At 39.0% G+C, this 16,952-nt stretch carries 15 protein-coding genes and 1 rRNA gene; 7 read left to right on the forward strand and 9 right to left on the reverse strand.

Features of this window, described 5'->3' with window-relative positions; translation table 11 throughout:
* Nucleotides 1–113: ribosomal RNA gene (locus FTU79_RS14260) — 16S ribosomal RNA — on the reverse strand; the annotation flags it as partial.
* Nucleotides 114–543: 430 nt separating this feature from the next.
* Nucleotides 544–1,113, reverse strand: coding sequence for a peptidylprolyl isomerase (locus FTU79_RS14265; RefSeq protein WP_180005529.1), 570 nt, complete (start codon nucleotides 1,111–1,113; stop codon nucleotides 544–546).
* A gap of 101 nt (nucleotides 1,114–1,214) precedes the next feature.
* Here FTU79_RS14265 and FTU79_RS14270 point away from each other — a divergent pair, with 101 nt between their 5' ends.
* Entirely contained in the window at nucleotides 1,215–1,886 is a 672-nt protein-coding gene (locus FTU79_RS14270; RefSeq protein ID WP_180050966.1) for an acetoacetate decarboxylase family protein, read from the forward strand.
* Between the two features lie 63 nt (nucleotides 1,887–1,949).
* Here FTU79_RS14270 and FTU79_RS14275 read toward each other — a convergent pair whose 3' ends face one another.
* Nucleotides 1,950–3,020 carry an alpha/beta hydrolase gene (locus FTU79_RS14275; RefSeq protein WP_180027164.1) on the reverse strand — a complete coding sequence of 357 codons (1,071 nt, stop codon included), beginning with the start codon at nucleotides 3,018–3,020 and terminating at the stop codon, nucleotides 1,950–1,952.
* Between the two features lie 201 nt (nucleotides 3,021–3,221).
* On the opposite strand from FTU79_RS14275, the gene FTU79_RS14280 reads away from it, so the two are divergent.
* On the forward strand, nucleotides 3,222–3,779 hold the full coding sequence (locus tag FTU79_RS14280; RefSeq protein ID WP_180022965.1) for a hypothetical protein: 558 nt from the start codon (nucleotides 3,222–3,224) through the stop codon (nucleotides 3,777–3,779).
* Between the two features lie 184 nt (nucleotides 3,780–3,963).
* Here FTU79_RS14280 and FTU79_RS14285 read toward each other — a convergent pair whose 3' ends face one another.
* Complete coding sequence (locus FTU79_RS14285) at nucleotides 3,964–4,185, reverse strand: hypothetical protein (RefSeq protein ID WP_257224324.1); 222 nt, start codon at nucleotides 4,183–4,185, stop codon at nucleotides 3,964–3,966.
* Between the two features lie 936 nt (nucleotides 4,186–5,121).
* Here FTU79_RS14285 and grpE point away from each other — a divergent pair.
* The 4 genes from grpE (at nucleotide 5,122) to FTU79_RS14305 (ending at nucleotide 9,816) form a co-directional block, all read left to right on the forward strand.
* Nucleotides 5,122–5,661: a nucleotide exchange factor GrpE gene (grpE, locus tag FTU79_RS14290; protein WP_078189495.1), complete on the forward strand. Its 540-nt coding sequence runs from the start codon at nucleotides 5,122–5,124 to the stop codon at nucleotides 5,659–5,661.
* Nucleotides 5,662–5,815: 154 nt separating this feature from the next.
* On the forward strand, nucleotides 5,816–7,756 hold the full coding sequence (gene dnaK / locus FTU79_RS14295) for a molecular chaperone DnaK (protein WP_078194438.1): 1,941 nt from the start codon (nucleotides 5,816–5,818) through the stop codon (nucleotides 7,754–7,756).
* Between the two features lie 644 nt (nucleotides 7,757–8,400).
* Nucleotides 8,401–9,318 carry a matrixin family metalloprotease gene (locus tag FTU79_RS14300; protein WP_180050913.1) on the forward strand — a complete coding sequence of 306 codons (918 nt, stop codon included), beginning with the start codon at nucleotides 8,401–8,403 and terminating at the stop codon, nucleotides 9,316–9,318.
* 120 nt (nucleotides 9,319–9,438) lie between these two features.
* Nucleotides 9,439–9,816, forward strand: coding sequence for a hypothetical protein (locus FTU79_RS14305; protein ID WP_180005534.1), 378 nt, complete (start codon nucleotides 9,439–9,441; stop codon nucleotides 9,814–9,816).
* A 68-nt stretch (nucleotides 9,817–9,884) separates the two neighbouring features.
* Here FTU79_RS14305 and erpA read toward each other — a convergent pair whose 3' ends face one another.
* The 4 genes from erpA to FTU79_RS14325 form a co-directional block, all read right to left on the reverse strand.
* The gene (erpA, locus tag FTU79_RS14310) at nucleotides 9,885–10,220 is read right to left on the reverse strand and encodes an iron-sulfur cluster insertion protein ErpA (protein ID WP_078189499.1); all 336 of its coding nucleotides are present in this window, start codon (nucleotides 10,218–10,220) and stop codon (nucleotides 9,885–9,887) included.
* A 134-nt stretch (nucleotides 10,221–10,354) separates the two neighbouring features.
* Nucleotides 10,355–11,362 carry a putative solute-binding protein gene (locus FTU79_RS14315; protein WP_180005535.1) on the reverse strand — a complete coding sequence of 336 codons (1,008 nt, stop codon included), beginning with the start codon at nucleotides 11,360–11,362 and terminating at the stop codon, nucleotides 10,355–10,357.
* 201 nt (nucleotides 11,363–11,563) lie between these two features.
* Nucleotides 11,564–12,574, reverse strand: a complete 1,011-nt coding sequence (locus FTU79_RS14320; protein ID WP_180005536.1) for a putative solute-binding protein — start codon at nucleotides 12,572–12,574, stop codon at nucleotides 11,564–11,566.
* A gap of 256 nt (nucleotides 12,575–12,830) precedes the next feature.
* Nucleotides 12,831–13,835 carry a putative solute-binding protein gene (locus FTU79_RS14325; RefSeq protein WP_180022815.1) on the reverse strand — a complete coding sequence of 335 codons (1,005 nt, stop codon included), beginning with the start codon at nucleotides 13,833–13,835 and terminating at the stop codon, nucleotides 12,831–12,833.
* A gap of 196 nt (nucleotides 13,836–14,031) precedes the next feature.
* On the opposite strand from FTU79_RS14325, the gene FTU79_RS14330 reads away from it, so the two are divergent.
* Nucleotides 14,032–15,969 carry an ATP-binding cassette domain-containing protein gene (locus FTU79_RS14330; RefSeq protein WP_180050916.1) on the forward strand — a complete coding sequence of 646 codons (1,938 nt, stop codon included), beginning with the start codon at nucleotides 14,032–14,034 and terminating at the stop codon, nucleotides 15,967–15,969.
* Between the two features lie 533 nt (nucleotides 15,970–16,502).
* Here FTU79_RS14330 and FTU79_RS14335 read toward each other — a convergent pair.
* On the reverse strand, nucleotides 16,503–16,880 hold the full coding sequence (locus FTU79_RS14335; protein WP_180009124.1) for a hypothetical protein: 378 nt from the start codon (nucleotides 16,878–16,880) through the stop codon (nucleotides 16,503–16,505).
* Nucleotides 16,881–16,952: the final 72 nt, after the last annotated feature.

The raw sequence follows: 16,952 nt of genomic DNA on the forward strand, positions 1-16,952 counted from the left end.
ACTCACCCGTCCGCCGCTAGAAATCGGTAGCAAGCTACCTATTCCCGCTCGACTTGCATGTGTTAAGCCTGCCGCCAGCGTTCAATCTGAGCCATGATCAAACTCTTCAGTTTAAAATCAATAGTACATATAGTGTACCAATCTTGGCTCATCAATTACTGACAAAAATTTGCTCAAATAAACTTCGAGTAATTTCTACCATCAATCAATGAAAATAATTTCGATCAATCAACCAGTAAAAATCCACACAAGTTGTTCTTCATAATCTCTTAATGATCTTTCTAACATCTCGTCAATGCTAGAAGCTGGACTTCGATAAACTCAACAACTCAACGCTTCGCGTTTCGTTCGTTTCCGTCTATCTCGTCGGTATGGTGCTCATTATAGGGCAATTTCTTACACGTGCAAGTGCTTTTCACTCACAAAGAACACGAGTGTTTTATTTTTATGCACCATTATGGTTCAAAAAAACACACTTTACTCACATAAATACATGATATTTATTACAAATATCATGTAAAATATTTTTCCTATTTTGTGTGCTTAGTTTTTTACAGGTGCTGCTTTAATCACCACACTCTGTATAACCACTGGGTTTACAGGGACATTTTGGTGCATTCCATAGTTCGCAGTTGGAACTTTTACGATTTTATCGACGATATCCATACCTTTAGTGACCTTACCAAAAACAGCATATCCCGCATTCATTGCACTTTTATTGAGAAAGTCATTGTCTGCAACATTAATAAAGAACTGACTACTTGCTGAATCAGGATGATTCATCCGTGCCATTGCCAATGTGCCGCGCTTATTGCTCAAGCCATTACTTGATTCATTCTTAATAGCCGCTTTTGTTGGCTTCTCCTGCATTTTGACATCCATGCCCCCACCCTGAACCATAAATCCAGGAATCACGCGATGAAAGATCGTGCCGTTATAAAATTTTTCTTTTGCATAGCTTTCAAAGTTTTTAGCTGAGATAGGTGCCTTGTCATTGAATAGCTCAATTTCAATATTGCCTTGAGAGGTTTTCATTTCGACAATAGTATTGGCAGCAAAACTGCTTAAGCTCACACAGCCAAGTGCTGCGGTAAATAAAATCTGTTTTAACATTTGCTAACTCTTCTGGTTGATCTCGTACTTGTTATTGACTGTATATTAGTCTTTGATGATTAAAAAGTAATTATTCTGCCATTATTAAAACGAGAACAATGATGACGCAAATAATACCGTCGGACACTGCATTGACACATTTACCGCCTTGGCAACTGCGTGGCGATGCTTTTATTTTGAATTATTGGATCTCTCCGAGTTTTATCCAACAAGCGCAGATGTTCCGTTTAGCGACATCAGCTTTGGGTCGTGTGGTTCAGGTGTTATTGGTCCGATACCATGATTCACCTGTGGGCCCTTATGACGAATTGCTGATTTTAGATCACCCTTTATGGAGTAAGAAAAGGTTAAGTTCGATTCCTAAGATTTATGTTTCGACAGATATCTCTGTCATTCATGGTCAAAAACTCTGGGGTATTCCTAAAGAGTTGGCAAAGTTTGAATGGCAACAACATGACAATGAAGTGGTCTGTACTATAGAAGTTGAACAACAAAAGATGCAGATCCGTTTAAAAAAATCACGTTTACAGCGTTCTTTCTATATTAATAGTCATCATATCCCTGTAGCGATGTTGCAAATCAGACAAGCGTGGGAAGGTAAGCGTTATCAATTTTCACCGAAGTTTCGTGGACGGCTCTCTAAACTGAAACAGGTAGAATGGCACAACACACAGGACATTTTTCCAAATTTTTCTGAAGCACGATTATTGCAAAGCTTTTATGTCCCAGAATTTAGCCTCGTTTTTCCTGCTGCAAAAATCCAAGATAAATAACCTAATAAATAAAAACCCAGTGTTTCACGTGAAACACTGGGTTTACTTTATATAAAGGAATGATTAGCTACGTTTATCCCAAAATTTACGGAACTTCGTACTGATCTCAATCACGTATTTTTTAGCTCGGTGCGAAACCGGGGTTAAATTGATAAAACCATGGGTTTGATCGGTATATTCTTGATAAAACACTTTCACCCCTTGCTGACGGAGTTTATGCGAATAAATTTCACCTTCGTCATGTAAAACATCATGCCCTGCCGTCACGATATACGCGGGTGCGATACCTGCCAATTTTCCATAGGTCGGTGAAATTAATGGATCATCCAAGGCCACTGCATGTTGTTCCGCATATAAAGCGGTTACGACATCAATATCTTTTTCAGTCAGAACCAGACCATCTTTATACGCATAGAAAGATGGGTGGCGACTCTTAAAATCCACTACTGGGTAAATTAATAGCTGAGCTTGCGGGGCAAAAACTTTTTGAGCACTGCGCTGTGCAACCGCAGTAGCAATATTGCCGCCTGCACTATCCCCTGCCACCGCAATTCGATTTTTTAGAATTTTAAACTGACGACTATTTTGATAAGTCCAAGCCAATGCATCTTCACAACTTTGCATTAATTGAGCTGGGCTGGCTTCTGGTGTTAAAGGATAATCAATACTTAAAACTTGTGTTTTGGCATGCACAGCCAATAAACGACAAACTTCATCATGCGTGTCTAAACCACCCACCACAAAACCACCACCATGATAAAACACGATCATCGGTAATTTTTTATTTGGAGCAGGATGATAATGACGCGCAAACAGCGTTGCACTTTGTAAAGGTAGACGTATATCTTGCACTTGTTTCACAAAGGTCGGCTTGGTCTTGATCGACTCCATCTGTAAATCAAATAATTTACGAGACTTCACATAGTCTTCGGTCACAAAGCCTGACTTACCTTGCTTGAGTTGAGCCGCCATCATGCATTTCACCAGCGGATCTAATTCTGGAAAAATAAACGGATAATCGAGACGTTTTGCGAGGCTTTCTTTGGCAAAGTTAGGAAGACGATCAAGTAACCGAGCAGCCGTACCTTGGCCTTTATCTTTCATATTTTTAAGTGATTCATTCAATGCAAACATGCTCTATCCTTCGAATTATGCTCTTCATACTTTCTACATGATCTAGGTCAAATGTGACCATATTCACATATAAGTCTCAACATCGACATACATAGTACAAACCTAGTTAAGCTAATCTTCTTTTATAGAGTTGTCATTGACAATTTACCCAAGTTTTATGGGTTGATTATGCTAACCCATTCTCGATAAAGGATACTCACCATGGCTAAAAAGATCATCCTTCTGTCTTTTGCGACTGCTTTTTTGGCTGTAGGCTGCGTAGCATTCCCTGAAGATGGTTACTACGATGGACGTTATGACCGCCGTTATGATAATAATGATCGACGCTATGACAATCGTTATGATCGCCGTTACGACAGTCGTTATGAACAAGACCGCCGTACATGGGAACGTCAGCAACAACAACGTAATCGTTTAGAGCTCGAACGTAGAAAGCAGCAACTTGACCAGCGTAACTGGGAACAGAATCGTAAAAATCAACAAGAGTGGGATCGTCGTAAAAACGAACTCGAACGTCAACGTCTAGAGCAACAGCGTAAATACTCTGAAGCTGAACGTCGTAAACGTGCTGAACAAGATCGTCAAAAAGTCAGCAAAGAGCGTCAGCGCTTAGAAGAACAGCGCCGTAAAGCCAGTCAAGATCGTAGAAAACAAATTGAGCAAGAGCGCAAAAAAAATATTCAAGATTTAAGAAAGGCATCAGATCAACAACGTAAAGCGGCTGAAGAACGTCGTCGCGCGTGGGAAAATCGCCGTTAATTGATGCTTTTTGCAGATCGGTTAGAAGTAAAAAGCTCATCTACATGATGGGCTTTTTTTTGCTCGCTAAAAATCGAAAAGGTAATATAAAAAGCAATAGAAAAGAAAATAGACAGAAGAGGCATCCTATCTTCTGTCTATTCTTGACTGCCTGTTGTTACAGGTCCGAGAGCATGAAACAATCTTATTGCTGAACTGTAGGTTGTGGTGCAGATTGAACTTCAGCACCTTGAGCTGATGGATCTGCTTGAACCACAGCACCCGATTGCTCTGTTGTTACAGATGCTTCAGTTGCAGACGTTACTTGTGCGGTTTCTGGAGATTCTACAGTTTCTTGAGACGTACAACCTACCGCAGCTAAACCAAAACCTAAAACTGCAACAGCGAATAAACCAATTTTTTTCATCTTCATTATTTCCTTCATTGAATCATTAAAAGCAAAGCTCAACTTTGCCCGCGTCATAATGGAAAATAATTCTGTGAAGTTCCCACCTTCTAAGTTGTACTTTGTACGAGGCACGGTACAGCTTATGAAACGTTTTATTAATCAGGCAGTTTTCATTCATTTTGAGGCTTTACATCATTTATTTAACTCAAGTGCTTTGTTTTTTATTAATAAAATAAATATAAATAGTTTTAAATAAAGCGTGATCAGAGCTTTTGAATACAACAAAGACCAACAAAACTTGCAGCTCAGTTACTTAAGTGGCTGTTTTTATAAATTTCATGCAAAAAAAAGCCTGCTTATGAGAGAAGCAGGCCATGAAAAACACATTCGAAATAAATTCGGAAACTACAGCGATAGAATCTGAAACAAAGAATACTGTGCTGATCATTTTTTGTGAAATATTTAATAAAACTGATACTAAGAGTTTTTATGTATAAATATTAACCACTATTTTTGAGGCAAAAAAAATGCTGATTCTTGGGAAATCAGCATGGAAAAGTGTTTCTAAAATCTAGAGGTAGTCACCATATCCCTCTCTCCAGTGGATATGGTCACTTCCGATAGATAAATTATGCAAATTTTCAGGCACAAAGAGAAACCGTTAAAATTTATGATGAAAATCTATAAATCCGATCAAAATGTGATTATACATTTAAATCAATAATTTATATTTTCATAGAATTTAATTTTGCAGTCGATATTTGGCTGAAAAACCATTTTTTTGAATAAAAAACTGCATTTAATCGCTGACTTCGCTTGAATTTTTATCCCCTGCCCCGATTTCTTCTATTAATCATGAATTCAAAACGCATGGCAGTTACGCATCGATGTCGTTTGAACGCACAGCTATAAGGACTGAACATGTTTAAGAACCCATTTAAACGGAGTAAATCAATGGCGACTGAGCAAAACCAAGACGCTCAAGATCTTCAACAAGAGCAAGCAGAACAGCAAACTCAAGCTGAAAACGAGCAAGCTGAAGTTTCAGTTGAAGATTTACAAGCACAAATCACCAATTTAGAAGAAAGCTTAAAACTTGAAAAAGCACGTACTGCAAATGCCGTATATGAAGCGCAAAAAAGTGTAGAGCGTATTCAACGCGAATCTGAAAAGCATAAAGACACTGTGCTGGAAAAATTTGCAAAACAATTGCTTGATTCGGTTGATAACCTTGAACGTGCCATCGCTGCGGCAGGTGATGAAAAATCAGGTTTATCTGAAGGTGTAGAACTTACACTGAAATCATTGCTCAGCACTTTAGAAAAATTTGGTGTGGTTGCTGTGGATACTGCAAATGGTTTCAATGCAGATCTTCACCAAGCTGTGGGCATCGATCCAAATGCCAAATCGAATGAAATCGGGACAGTATTGCAAAAAGGCTATAGCTTAAACGGTCGTCTATTACGTCCAGCTATGGTTATGGTTGGTGCATAAACCCAAATTTTCTGAGACGAATTAAAAATTTTAACCAATATTACTTGAAAATTTTTGATTGGCTCTCATATCGGATAACAAGTAAATCCCTTTTTATTTCCCTTTGAGAAAGGGAAGAGTTTGGGAATAAAAGAATTTTAGAGGAAACATCCAAATGGCGAAAATCATTGGTATTGACTTAGGTACTACAAACTCTTGCGTAGCAGTACTTGAAGGCGACAAAGTAAAAGTAATCGACAACGCTGAAGGCGCTCGTACAACTCCATCTATTATTGCGTATAAAGATGGCGAGATCCTTGTCGGTCAATCTGCTAAGCGTCAAGCAGTGACTAACCCTAAAAACACATTATTTGCAATCAAACGTTTGATCGGTCGTAAGTACCAAGACCAAGCTGTGCAAAAAGATATCGGCCTTGTACCTTACAAAATCATCAAAGCTGACAATGGCGATGCTTGGGTTGATGTAAATGACAAGAAACTTGCACCACAACAAATCTCTGCTGAAATCTTGAAAAAGATGAAAAAAACAGCTGAAGACTACCTTGGTGAAACAGTAACTGAAGCGGTAATTACTGTTCCTGCGTACTTTAACGATGCTCAACGTCAAGCGACTAAAGATGCAGGTAAAATTGCTGGTTTAGATGTTAAACGTATCATCAACGAACCAACAGCTGCTGCACTTGCGTTCGGTATGGACAAAAAAGAAGGCGACCGTAAAGTTGCGGTTTACGACTTAGGTGGTGGTACTTTCGACGTATCAATCATTGAAATCGCTGACCTTGATGGCGACCAACAAATCGAAGTATTGTCTACAAACGGTGATACATTCCTTGGTGGTGAAGACTTCGATAATGCATTAATTGAATACTTGGTTGAAGAGTTCAAGAAAGAACAAAGCGTAAACTTGAAACAAGATCCGCTTGCACTTCAACGTTTAAAAGAAGCTGCTGAAAAAGCAAAAATCGAGCTTTCTTCTTCGAATGCAACAGAAATCAACCTTCCATACATCACAGCAGATGCGACTGGTCCTAAACACTTAGTGATCAACGTGACTCGCTCTAAACTTGAAGGTTTAGTTGCTGAATTGGTTGCTCGTACAATTGAACCATGTAAGATTGCACTTAAAGATGCAGGTCTTTCAACCTCTGACATCTCTGACGTAATCTTGGTGGGTGGTCAGTCTCGTATGCCACTTGTACAACAAAAAGTACAAGAGTTCTTCGGCCGTGAGCCACGTAAAGACGTGAACCCAGATGAAGCTGTAGCGATGGGTGCTGCGATTCAAGGTGCAGTACTTTCAGGTGATAAAACTGACGTACTTCTTCTTGACGTAACTCCGCTTACACTTGGTATTGAAACAATGGGTGGCGTGTTAACAGCGATCATTGAGAAAAACACCACGATTCCTGCGAAGAAATCTCAAGTGTTCTCAACTGCTGCAGACAACCAACCAGCTGTAGACATTTCAGTTTACCAAGGTGAACGTAAAATGGCTCAACAAAACAAATTGTTGGGTAACTTCCAATTGGGCGATATTCCACCTGCTCCACGTGGTGTACCACAAATTGAAGTATCATTTGACATCAACGCTGATGGTATCTTGAAAGTATCTGCAAAAGATAAGAGCACAGGTAAAGAGCAATCAATTCAAATTAAAGCTAACTCTGGTTTGAGCGATGCTGAAATTGAAGCGATGATCAAAGATGCTGAAGCGAATGCTGAAGAAGATCGTAAATTTGAAGAATTAGCGAAAGCACGTAACGAAGCTGATGCACTTGTTTCTTCTGCTCAAAAAGCAGTAAAAGATCTTGGTGAACAGGTAACTGCTGATGAGAAATCTGCAATCGATGCTGCTGTAGCTGAGCTCGAAGCAGCGACTAAAGAAAACGATGTAGATGCAATCAAAGCGAAAACTGAAGCACTTCAAAACATCATTATGCCGATCACTCAACGTGCTTATGAAGCTGCACAAGGTCAAGGCGGTGCTGAAGGTTTTGATCCTAACGCTTTCCAAGGCGCTGAAGGTCAAGCTCAAAAAGCAGATGACGGCGTTGTAGATGCTGAGTTCACTGAAGTTAAAGATGACAAAAAATAATTTGTCGTTTTGAGTTAACTCGAAAGAGTGAATAAAAAAAGACCGCGCGAAAGCGCGGTTTTTTTATGTTATTTTTCATTATCTTTAAAATAAAACATAATTTACATGAAAAATTTTATCAAGCTGTTGCATTTAGCTGCGGGAATGTCCGTGATGTTGCATTATCCGATGGGTAATCTATTAATCATTCTGCCTTCAAACATACTATTATCCCCTCTCAATTATCTACAAATTTTGGGACTAGATGCGGCCTTCACACTTGGACTCCTCATAAGTTGCCTAATTTTATATATGTTTAATATTCAGCAGCGCTACACATGGAGCTTAGGATTTATCTCACTATTTATCGGCATTATTTTTTATACATTAGCTCAATGTTTTAAACTCGAAATATCGATCTATAGTTTGGAACACGTTAAAGAATATGGATTTAATTTCAAATATCTCATTGAATTGGTTTTTTTCATATTTATCTCTATAGGATTCATTCTTATTTATAAATCCAATTTACCAGCCAAATTAACTGGAAAAAAAGCTTAATGCTGTTGTTAAGACAATGCTAAAATTTCAAGATGGTATATATTTGACTATGACGTGGACAAAATTCAAGCTAAATTAAAACCCTATTATTGTGTTCATTTACTATGCGCTTTGTCTCAGCACTCATAACAGTGGGGATACTGTATTTAGCTTATTTACAGTTTCAAGTTAAATCCCATCCACAGCTTCGCTTTAATTCTGCGTGGGATCGAATATCCCATCCTTTTGACACACGATTACGCTTTCGGGTTGCTGATGTCGATCCGCGTTTTGGATTAAGCCAACAACAAGTCATTCAACTTAGCCAAGAAGCCGCAGAGATATGGCATAAAGGGACACTCAAACCGTTATTTATCTATGACCCAGATGCACAACTGGCGATCCATCTAATTTATGATGACCGCCAAGAACAATACAATGCCTATAAGCAAGTCCAAAAGACCTTAGCCGCAGATAAAGCCCGTAATGATTTATATGCCGAGAACTTAGCAAATTCGAGAAAAGGTCTGGAGATGAATGAGCAACAGCTCCGATCAAAACAAGCCATGATCCGTGCTGAAATAGTACAACTGTCGCAAGAACGTATGGGTTGGAGCCGAATCGAGCATGCGCAAGGCCCCAATATGCAACGCGTTGAAAAAGAACTTGCGCAAGTCAAAGCACAAGCGATGCAATTAGACCAAGAAATAGATCGATTTAATCAGCAAAATGATCAATTTAACCAACAAGTCTCAAGTTATAACCAGCAAATCGATCAATATAATGCGGGCGTGATACAAGCCAGTCAGCGCTTTCCTGCACGAGAGTTTCATAAAGGTGTCTTTATGGGCGATCAGATTCAGATTTATCAATTTGATGCCGAAGATGATTTACGCCTCACCCTTGCCCACGAACTCGGACATGCTCTCGGCTTATCTCACCATAATGACCCTACTGCATTAATGTACCCAATCTTGGGCGCGCAACAATTAGAAAACTTTAAACTGATGCCAGCAGACCAAAGCTTACTGTATTATCGCTAGTGTGCCCTGATCATAAAAAACCATACAATTTATAAGGATATTGCAGGATTCACCAACAAAAATCAGCATTTCATGTTATTGTTGATATGCAATAATTTCCTTATATCAATGACATCTTCCGTGGAGAGCAATGTGAGTTACTACCATATCTTAATTGAAGTGAATGACCACATCAGCACGATTGAACAAACCCGTGATATTGAACTTTTTGATATTACCGAAATTCAACCTTATCTCCATGCAGTACTTTTACCATTTTTTAATGAGCAACTCATCGAACTCGAAGACGAAAATCTTGAGTTTAAAGATGTCTTGCATTTACAAGTCAAACAAACCCTATTGCCGATCCGTGACCTCATCGAAGAAGAACAACGCCTGCTTCCGAGTGATACCGATATCACCATTACGGCTTATGAAATTTTTAATAATTATCAATTGAGTCAAGACGTGACCACAGTGATTTTAGATCTGTTAGAAGCGCTAAAATTTGAAGCCTAATATCGATTTTAAACATTAAAAAAGCCCTCAAAATGAGGGCTTTTTTATGGCTCAATTCATCATCGTGATTAGATCGAGAATGAAGATCCACATCCACACGTGGTTGTCGCATTCGGGTTTTGTACCACAAAACGAGAACCCTCTAAACCTTCAATATAGTCGACTGTTGAACCAACTAAATATTGATAACTAAGTGAATCCACCAACATTTTCACGTCTTCATTGATAAATTCAGCATCATCTTCGTTTTGGCTTTCTGCAAAATTAAATCCATATGAGAAACCTGAACAACCACCACCAGTCACATATACACGTAACATGAGGTCTTGATTACCTTCACTGTCACGCAATTGGCGTACTTTATTGGCAGCATTGTCAGTCAGCACAAGTGCTTGAGCATTCATGATGGATTCCTCTGAGTCATTGGGGTGTCTTTAAAAAGAAAAGACCATGTTTCAAGTATAACATACTCAATATATGGTCAGTCTTCACAGTTTAAAGTTAAATCAGAGTATTTTTCTCAAGATTCATTTAAAACTTATTTATAGTTTTCGTCCTGTAATGCACATTCGAAGTTTTTCGGGTCTTGTTTACAGCGGAATTGCCATAATAATTTCATCATTCGCTTGTCGTAGATATCACGTTTAGTCAAATCAATACGCGCTTCACGCATCATTTTTTGATAGCCAGCTTTGTCTGCCGTTGGAACATCCATCCAATATTTAGCTGGGATTTCTGACTTCATTTTGCCTAATATCGTGAATGCACGAGGTAATTGTGTTTTGACCCAATCACGTGATTTTTGCCCATATCCCGCTGGGAATTTATCTGGGCGAATAATGATATTACCCGTCACTTGTAAAATTGGATAATTAACAATTGCACCTTTACTACCTAAACCTTTATGTAACTCCAAGGGTTTAAACACCGCTGCAGGTGCACCAATAATATCCACCTGACCATTGTTAAATTTAGAGCCAAAATTGGTCACGTCAGCACTGACCGCTTGAGCCCCCACCTGTTGCACCATAATTTTCTGCGCTTCATCATAATCAAGCACCGCAATTTTTTTACCTGCTGCTTTAGCGACAGTATTGATACTACGGTCATTCACCAACAGGTAGGCATCACCTACAGGAATCACACCTACCACTTCATATTTACTATTGACCATGCTCTTTGCAAACGTTGGACTCGCAAGGCCTTGCATCACTTTAACCGCAAGTTTCAAATCTGGAATTGCACCAATCGCATCTAAAGAACCGGTAAAATTATTAAATTGACGACCACGCATACCTGTGACACTGATCCCATCACATTTACCGGCTTTAAAATCTTCCGCAATCACCGCTTCATTTTGACTGACGCGGAGCTCAATGTCTGCGCCCCAGTTTTTTGCCGCCAATTGGTAATCTCTCATCAGGGTAAAAACATCACCATTTTTACCCACCAAATCAAATACACACACCACTTGCTTTGCTTGAGCTACGCCATTCACCGCCATTAACGCAGCAGCAATACTCAATGCCTTTGTCCATTGTTTCATACTGACTTTCCTTGTTTTTTACTGTTTTTGTTTTAACCATTTTTTGATTTTTGGGTCATGCGGAGTATGATTAAATATACTCACAGCCCTCGATTTCAATTTAGATTACCTGAATATTTTGCTGACTCAATGGCGAAAATGACCTGTGCATTTGCGAAAAAAAGCCCGGATAAATCCAGGCTTTTTTCTTTAAATATCAGTTTATTCGCCGCTAAGTGAACATTCAAAATTGGCTTTATCGACAGAACAACGTGCCTTTTTCAATACTGACATCATGCCCGCATCATAAATGCCACGTTTCGTCATATCCATACGACCTTCACGCAATAATTTTTGATATTTGGTTTTATCTTCTGCACTTAAGTTAAGTTTATATTTCGCAGGAATACCCGCCTCTAAACGGTTAATCATCGCAATACTCTTCGGTAAATGTTTCACAAACCAATCACGAGATTTTTGACCAAAGCCTGCTGGGAACTGATCAGGACGAATAATAAAGTCCGCGGTCACTTGTAAAACTGGGAAGTTAAACATCGCACCATTGGTACCTAAACCCTTATAAATCTCTAATGGTTTGTAGGCATACGCAGGCGCACCCACCATATCGACCTGACCATTATTAAACTTCGCCACAAAGTTAGATACATCTGAAACCACAGCTTGAGCGCCGACACGTTGCACCATAATTTTTTGTGCTTCGTCATAGCCTAATACTGCAAACTTTTTACCTGCTGCTTTTTCAATTGAGTCAATTTTTTTGTCTTTGACAAAGATGAATGCTGAACCCAGTGGAGCAATACCCGCCACTTCGTATTTCTTACCACCTAGGTTGCTGACCATTTTTGCAGCATTACGTTGGTCTAATGCAAAGGTAATCGCACGTTGCGCAATTGCATTGCTCGGTGCGCCACCAAGCGCATCAATCGAACCTGCAAATTTATTGTATTGACGAGCACGCATTGCCGTCATAAATACGCCATCACATTTACCCGCTTTAAAATCATTGTCGGCTACTGCTTCATCTTGACGCGGAATTAAGTTAATTTCAGCACCCCAGCCTTTTGCTGCAAGCGCCCATTCCTGAGCCATTTGGTATGACTCACCTGACTTACCCAGTAAGTCAAATACACAGATATCTACTTTTGCTGCCTGAGCTGAACCAGCAAAGCCAATTGCAGCAAATGTAGCCAATGATAGGAGCGTTTTTTTCATTCTATTTTCCTTTCAAATCTTTTTATGGTTCAGAGGTGTCCTTACACAACGCCGATATTAAGCAAGTTAATTTAAAAAAAATAGAGCATTTACTCCATTTATTTATGTCATTTTGGCACATTCTGTTTTTTTGTGATTAATATCACTTTTTTATTTAAGGCAAAATTATAAATATAATCATCATGTTGTATGCAAAAAAGGCTTTTTGCATTTACAGCCTTTTTATGAAACTTTACAAAGAAATACAGAAAAAAGCTTATTCACCCGCCACTGAACACTCAAAATTGGTTCGCTCAATCGTACAACGTGCTTTTTTCAGTACCGTCATCATGGTGGAGTCGTAGATTCCTTGTTTGGTTAAATCCATCCGTCCTTCACGCAAAATTTTCTGATATTTCAACTGATCATCTTTGCTGAGATTCATCTTATATTTGGCAGGAATTTCAGCTTCCATGCGTTTTACCATGGCAAAACTTTTCGGTAATTGTTTAACGAACCATTGCCGAGAGGGTTCAGCAAAACCATCTGGGAATTTATTGTTACGAATAATCAGGTCTGCCGTGACATTCACCACAGGAAAATTAACCATCGCCCCAGTAGTGCCTAAGCCTTTTGAAATTTCGAGTGGCTTAAAGGCATAAGCCGGCGCAGCCACAATTTCAACTTCGGCCTGATTAAATTTGCGAATAAAATTGGAAATTTCCGACATGACTGGCACAGCGCCGACACGGTCGACCATCTCTTTTTGCGCATAGTCATAATGCAAAATGGCAAATTTTTTACCTTCAGCTTTTTCTAAATTATTGATATTGCGATCACGGACAAAAATATAGGCTGAACCAATTTGCCCAATCCCTGCCACTTCATAACTATCTTTACCTGAATTGGTAATCAGTCGCTTACTGTTCCGCTTATCTAAGACATAGGTAATGGCTTTTTGTGCGATAGTATTGTTCGGTACACCGCCAATGGCATCAATCGAACCGGCAAATTTGTTATACGCACGTGCCCGCATCGAGGTCATATAAAATGCGTCACATTTCCCTTCTTTAAAATCTTTATCGACTTTGGATTCATCTTGATATGAAATCAGTTGAACTTGTGCTCCCCATGCCTTACTGGCCAGAGACCACTCTTCCATCAGCTTATAAGATTCCCCCGCTTTTCCAAGTAAATCGAACACACAAACCTTCTGATTGGCATAGCTTTGTGCAGACATCACACCTGAAAGAAGCGATAAAATTAAAATTCCTTTTCTCATTTCTTATATTCCCAATATGTTTTATTAATCCATTTAAAACAATAACTTGAAATATTTTTTTAATACTAAAGCCCGTTCAATATACCTAAATACGTGGAATCTGTCACATTTTTTCAGATGGTTGCGATGCTTTGTTTTTTCTTTTGCAAAGCCATCCATTAGAATAGCCCCACATTCTTCTTGTTTAGTTAGTTCCATGATTCAGTTAGACCAACTTTCCATTCGTCGCGGTGGGCGTGTTTTATTTCAAAAAGCATCTATGCAATTGCATCCAGGCTGGAAAATCGGCTTAACCGGTGTAAATGGTGCGGGTAAATCGACTCTTTTTTCTGCGCTTTTAGGTGGAATGGAATCTGATGGCGGATCCTTAACTCGTCCTGCAGTATGGACCGTCGCTCATATGGCACAAGAAATCAAAGCGTTGGATATGAAAGCGATTGATTTCGTTCTTTCAGGCGATGAGGAATATTGGGATATACAACATAAACTTGAACATCCAGAACAATTAGACAATGAAGCATTGGCACACTTATATGGCCGATTTGATGAAATCCATGGCTATACAGCTCCATCCAAAGCCTCACAGCTGATGGCTGGCCTGGGATTCTTTGAACATCAGTCCCAGCTCAATGTTTCAAGCTTTTCAGGTGGTTGGCGTATGCGTTTAAACCTTGCGCGTACCCTGATGAGCCGTTCTGACCTGTTATTACTCGATGAGCCAACCAACCACTTAGACTTAGATGCGATTTTGTGGTTAGAAGATTGGTTAAAAGCTTACGAAGGCACACTGATCTTAATTTCACATGACCGTGATTTCTTAGATGCGGTGACTGATCATATTTTACACATCGAAAATCAAGAGCTGACGCTTTACACCGGTAACTATTCAACCTTTGAACGCACCCGTTCTGAGCGCTTGGCACAACAACAACAAGCCTATGAAAAACAACTCGAAACTCGTGCGCATCTCCAAAAATTTATTGACCGTTTTAAAGCCAAAGCGACTAAAGCTAAGCAGGCTCAAAGCCGTATTAAACAATTAGAACGTATGCAGGAACTTTCTGCCGCGCATGTCGATACGCCATTTACCTTTAGTTTCCGTGAGCCAACCAAAATGAGCTCGCCGCTGTTACAAATGGAACATGTCGATATTGGCTATGGTGACAAACTGATTGCCACCAATGTGAATTTACAGATTACCCCAAACAGTCGCATTGGTTTACTCGGGATGAATGGTGCGGGTAAATCAACCTTAATTAAATCCTTGGTTGGTGACCTTCCCTTATTACAAGGGACGCGCAAAGCCTCGGAACTGTTAAATATTGGCTATTTTGCACAGCATCAAATGGATGCTCTAGATGGCAATGCCAGCCCAATGTTGCAATTATCTCGAATCGCTGACAAAAAAATCAGTGAAGCGGTATTACGTTCATTCTTAGGTAGCTTTGGTTTTAGTGGCGAACGCATGGATACGCCAAGTGAAGGATTTTCAGGCGGTGAACGAGCACGATTGGCTTTAGCTTTGATTGTTTGGCAGCGCCCCAATGTTTTAATTCTAGATGAACCGACCAACCATTTAGACCTTGATATGCGTCATGCGCTAACTATGGCATTACAAGACTTTGAAGGCGCTGTGGTTTTGGTTTCGCATGAACGTCAATTGATTGCCAGTGTTTGTGACGAATTATTATTGGTACATCATGGGAAATGTCGCGAATTTGATGGTGACCTCGTGGCTTATGCCGATTGGCTGCGTCAAGCACGGATCGACATGATGAAAAATAGTCAACAAGCCCCGACTCCCATCAAATCTCAAGTTGAAACTAAACCGACGATTTCCAAAGTCGATAAAGAAGCGCAACGTAAAGAAGCTGCACGTCAGCGTGAATTGACCCGCCCGATTCGTAAAAACATTGAAAAAAATGAAGCGCAAATCAGCAAAATTCAGCCACGCTTAAACGAAATCGAGGAATTATTAGCAGACAGTGCTTTATATGAAGCCAGTCGTAAAGATGACTTACTCAAACTAATGAATGAGCAAACAGAATTAAAAGCCAAACTTGAATCTGTCGAAGAGCAAATGCTTGAATTAATGATGGAATTAGAAGAAATGGAAAGTAGTTTTGAAGCTTAATTTAAAAAGCAAAACCCTAGATTTGCATTATTAAGAAAACCTAACTTAAGCTCAAAAAATCAATCGCCGTGAAATTTAAATGTTCCACGGCGATTTTTTACTTAAACTTCACAATAATAATCACACTATAAATCTAAAAAATATTTAAAAAATCGAATGTTCATATCCAACTGGTTATTGCATCGTTAAGGCATTTCTATTCAGAAAGAATCTAAAAATTCAGCGATCGCTTTTACCCTAATTTTGTAAATGAATTCAAAAAAATATACTTCACATCAAACTCATTACCACAGTTATCCACAAAAGCCATTTTTAAATTCAAATCTTAGTTTTAAATTCATTTTTTATTTTTTAAATTCAAAATATCGAACCACCTTTTTTATGGATAAATATTTTTAAATGATGTTATCCACAATTATAAATGACTTTGATGTTGAACACTATTAAATGTGAAAATTCACAAAACTTATCCACATTTGCAAGATGGATGCATTTTATCTCCATTCACGACATCAATTTAAACTTTTTATTGTTTAAGATAAGGCAGAAGGATGGGCTTTTTTTGCCTTTAAAAAACGTAATTCTTGTATTTTCCAGGTCTGATCAAAATGCCAGATTTCCTGTATTTGCTGCTGTGTTTCGGCTAAACCAATTAAAATTTTGCACTCAGTTTGGTCACGATTAAACTCATATTCTTCAAATTCTACGTCTGGTTTTTGTGGTTTCCAAACCCCATTCTTCACTGCATGTGCAATACGTTCATAGCGGACATAATTACTTTCGACACGCCCGTCTTGCTCATAAACCACCTTAAAGTGCTCATCTTCGTATTTGGCAAGAACGGTATAATTTCCGGTAAAAAATGCATTTACCCAGATGTCACGAATGTGTTCAAGTTGATTGTCCATCATATATAGACCTCTTATTTTTAGCTGCTAAGTTCAAATAGATTTGAGCTTAGCATCAGAATAAGTCAATTTTAT

Source organism: Acinetobacter sp. YH12144 (genome assembly GCF_013418345.1).
Taxonomy (GTDB): Bacteria; Pseudomonadota; Gammaproteobacteria; order Pseudomonadales; family Moraxellaceae; genus Acinetobacter; species Acinetobacter amyesii.